Genomic DNA, 4,156 nt, shown 5'->3' on the forward strand with positions numbered 1-4,156 from the left:
AGAAAAAGCTTTAAAAGCAGCCACAACACGGCTTGAGGTAGAAAATGAAATTAATCAAAAAAGTGATGCTGATGTGCATGCTGCTCTCTCTGACTGGTTGCGTGGCAAATAAGTATGTCTCTTGTGTTGGTTGGTTGCCAATTTATTTAGAGAGGCAAGATATCAACGTCATCAGTTCAAACTTAGCAAGAGAGATCTTAAAGCATAACAAGCAGGGCGAACGTGTGTGTGGGTGGAAACATGGCTAGAAAAAAAACACAAGACGATACAGAACTTACAGAAGGAGAAAAAGAAATACTTCAAGAAATTATTATGACCTACAAAAGTATAAAAGTGATGTCACGTTATACGAAATGGATTGTACTCATTATACTCTTATTAGCGCTTGATTTTTCACGCCTTATAGATGCTGTAGGAAATATTTTTACACAAAAACCAAATATCCGACTCTAAACATACTCTGAGACGCGCGAAATTCTTTAGAAAATGGTTTCTTAATTTTGCTCGTCTCATGGAGGTGATAGAGAATGTCTTCTTCCATTTAAAACAGTGGATTTCAAAAAATTAAAAATTTGTCTATAATAATAACAAATTGTTAATATACGTGCGTTTAATAGGTATATTTCGTAATATTATCGGCTAAAAAGGTGGAAATAATTATGGAAAACGTCGCAGTTCAAAAACAAGAAAAGAATAAAACTGAAAAGTTTTCTATGAAAGAGAATCTTGCTGGAAGAGTTTGTCGTTTTCCTAAACCGTCCACTGAAATGGAAGCTTTGCAGCCTGTTTTTGAAGCGGTAAGCAACGCTATTCACGCGCTTGAAGATTCTAAGCAAGAAGATTACAAAAGCGCGGGTAACATAGATATAGAAATCAAAGATATAGATAAAAATGAAACACTTGAAATTATAGTTAAAGACAATGGTGTAGGATTGGATGATGAGCACTTTCAAGCTTTTCGCACTGTAGATACTAATTTTAAATTAGAAAAAGGAGGAAAAGGAGTTGGGCGGCTGCTATGGTTGGATGCCTTTAAGAAAATACGAGTTAAAAGTATATTCCTTGAAGAAGATCAGCTTTACCAGAGAAGCTTTACATTTTGTTTGGAAGAGGAAAATCAGATTCTTGATCATTCAAAAATACCTCTTATTAATCAAGAAGTAACCGGAACAGAAATTATTTTTACCGGTTTAAGAGATGTAGCGTACCAAAAATATTTTCCACGCAAAACTGAAGCAATTATCGATCATATTGGAGCACATTTTTTTCAGATTTAATTTTAGAACAACTTCCTCAAATAACTTTTCGTGATAATCAGATATCTGTCAATTTAGCGCAGAAAGTTAAAAAATATTTAGTAGAAAATAGGGGAGAGATTACACTTGAAACCGCAGATTTTGGTTTATTTAAAATTCGTAATTTTATTTGCATGGCGGATGCTAACCTTAACTTTAAAGGGAAGAACCACTATCTACATCTTTTCGCACATGATCGTACTGTGACTACTGAAAGCATCGATAACCTTATTGGTTTCGGAAAATTTGGAGACCAAGGGCTAGTGTATCATGGTTGCATAAGTGGTCAGTATTTAGATGATAGAGTTAATCAAGAAAGAACGCATTTTTCTTTTAAGAATAAAATATTGAAAAATATTTTACGTTCCGTTGCTAACAATATTGTAGATAGCGTTCTTGCTCCAGAAAATGAAGAGTACGAAGAAAAACGTTTAAATAAATTAAAAGAATTTTGTAGAACACATCCTTCCTATTGTTTTGATAGTTATGAAAAACTATTAGAAAAACTTCCTAAATCTGCAAAGGATACAGAAGACTTTGTTAAGACACTGGCTATTCATAAGCTTAGAAGAGAAAAAAAGCAAAATTCGAGAATTGAAAAAATATACCGTGAAATTACTAAAGGGAATACTAATACATACAGCTTTTCCCAAAAAGTTTCTGAACTTGCAAAAGAAGTTAAAGATGAAGAAACAAGACAGTTAGCAGAGTATGTTATACGTCGTAAAGTTATACTTGATATTTTAGGAGAATTAATAATAGAGGTTAAGAAAAATGTTAATGGTCAAGAAGTCCCGCATCTAGAGAAAACATTGCATGAACTTATTTGTCCAATGCGTGTTCGGGGCGATGATCCTGAATCTCAGAAACCTTCAACGCATGATTTATGGATTATTGATGAGCGATTAACATTTACAAGATACTTCACTTCGGATATGTCTATCAAAAAAATCGCGAAGAATAGTACGAAAGGAATTCGTCCTGATTTATTATGTTATGATAAATTACATGCTCTAGGACTTGAAGGTCGTCTTGATGCAGATCTAGACAAGTTAATGTTGGTGGAGTTTAAAAGACCAGGTCAGAAAAAATATAAACCGGGTTACAACCCCATGGAACAAATAAACATATACCTTAATGAACTTAGAGGACAGCGTATAAAGACATTTGATAATAAGAAAATAAAAATTTCAGAACAGTGTGTTTTTTATTGTTATATTATTGCTGATATAGAAGGTGAACTTAAAACGCAAACGTCTACATGGCAAAAAACAGCTAATGGGCGAGGGAGAACTTTTCCTCTACAGGGAGAATTTCGAGGAACCGTTGAAATAATAGAGTGGTGTGATTTATTAGAGGATGCAAAATTAAGGAATGAAGCATTTATTTCTAGATTAAAGGTTTAATTTTTAGATGCGCGAGACAACCTCTTTGCGCATTTAAAACAATAGATTTCAAAAATTAAAACTTCACCCCCTCCCCACTTTTGATACAGGGAAAAAGAGATTATACCGTAATCTATCCGCTAATCACTTAAGTGTTTCTTAGATACCTGAATCGACAATAGACATATTATCAAGCCTTTCCTGATATGAATACAGCCCACTGTTCCAAGAGAACATGTCGCTGTTCTAAAAAATCCGTTCGCATATAAGCTTTTGTCACTGAACTCCCAACTGAATGGGCAAGAACAGTTTCGGCAATCTCAAATGGTGTTGACGTTGTCTCTGCTATCCAGTCCCGTAAGCTTGAACGAAAACCATGGGGACGATAGGTTAAGCCGCAAACTGTCATATACTTTGCCATGGTGGCATCAGAAATGGGGTTGCCTCTAAGACCAGAAAAGAGAAAACCATTCTTTTCAAAGGGGAGAGTTTTTTCAATAACTCTCAAAGATTCATTACTCAATGGCACGCGAAAATCTAAAACTTTCCCTACAATACCTTTCATGTTTTCTTTTGGTATAGTCCATATCTTTTTATCAATTTGTTCAAGGCGCAAATAGCGCAATGGATATGACCGTGCTCCCGTCAAAATGAGTAACTTCAGTACTAAATTTGAAAGGATCTTATCATCCAAGCTTTGATAAAATGCCGGAACCTCTTGCCATGGCATAGCAGGAATATTTGTTGATGTAGCACGTGGTTTTCCTAAAAGAGCGCGTGCTTTCATACAAGCCTGTAAATCAACATCTAAACCAAGAGCCGCAGCATATTTCAAGCAAATATTGATACGGTTAAGTGCTTTTCGCGCTGTGTCTGCTTTTTCATGCCAAAGGGGCGCGAGAACATTGCGAATGATATTGGCTGTTAATTTTTCTATAGGTAAATTACCTATGTGTGGAATCACGTGCAACTCTAGTGGAGAAAACCAGCGACCGTTTTTACCTTCATTTTTCAACTCTGCTTTTTTGCTTTCAAAAGCCGCTTTTGCAATTTCTTGAAAAATATTGCTTTGCTGTTTTAAAATAGTCTGTTCTCGAAAGACAATAGGATCATTGCCTTCTTTAAGAATATCACTATAATATCTTGTAAGCTCACGCGCTTCTTTTAAAGAGAGTTTCGTAACAGGACCAAGTCCCATTTCACGGCGCTTATTGTGGTGCGTATAGCGAAAAAACCAAGAGCGTGTATTGTCTTTTCGAACATTCAACCATAGCCCCGCCCCGTCACAATATTTACCCTGCGAGGACGTCTTTACGAATGATGCTGATAACCGATGAATCGCCCTCACTTAACGTCCCCTCTCGTCCACCTTTTCAAGCATTGCTCGTCCACCTTTTTGGGTCCACCTTTTAGACCACCTTTAATTTCTGATTTGAGATTTTTTCTTTAATACTTACTTTTTTTATTGAATCATAA

Annotated in this window: 4 protein-coding genes; 3 read left to right on the forward strand and 1 reads right to left on the reverse strand. The window is 35.6% G+C overall.

Translation table 11 applies throughout. From position 1 onward, the window contains the following. Positions 1-240 precede the first annotated feature (240 nt). From ACFIJJ_RS09030 to ACFIJJ_RS09040, 3 genes are all read left to right on the forward strand, one after another. A complete protein-coding gene (locus tag ACFIJJ_RS09030) occupies positions 241-453 on the forward strand; it encodes a hypothetical protein (RefSeq protein WP_375646709.1) in 213 nt (70 codons plus the stop codon). A 206-nt stretch (positions 454-659) separates the two neighbouring features. Further along, positions 660-1,277 (forward strand): ATP-binding protein, encoded by a 618-nt coding sequence (locus ACFIJJ_RS09035; RefSeq protein ID WP_375646710.1) that lies wholly within the window; start codon positions 660-662, stop codon positions 1,275-1,277. A gap of 221 nt (positions 1,278-1,498) precedes the next feature. Further along, a complete protein-coding gene (locus tag ACFIJJ_RS09040; RefSeq protein WP_375646712.1) occupies positions 1,499-2,701 on the forward strand; it encodes a hypothetical protein in 1,203 nt (400 codons plus the stop codon). Positions 2,702-2,870: 169 nt separating this feature from the next. Here ACFIJJ_RS09040 and ACFIJJ_RS09045 read toward each other — a convergent pair whose 3' ends face one another. Further along, a complete protein-coding gene (locus ACFIJJ_RS09045; RefSeq protein WP_375646713.1) occupies positions 2,871-4,028 on the reverse strand; it encodes a tyrosine-type recombinase/integrase in 1,158 nt (385 codons plus the stop codon). Positions 4,029-4,156 lie beyond the last annotated feature (128 nt).

Origin of the sequence: Bartonella sp. TT29SHDZB (genome assembly GCF_042193395.1) — a bacterium.
GTDB lineage: Bacteria > Pseudomonadota > Alphaproteobacteria > Rhizobiales > Rhizobiaceae > Bartonella.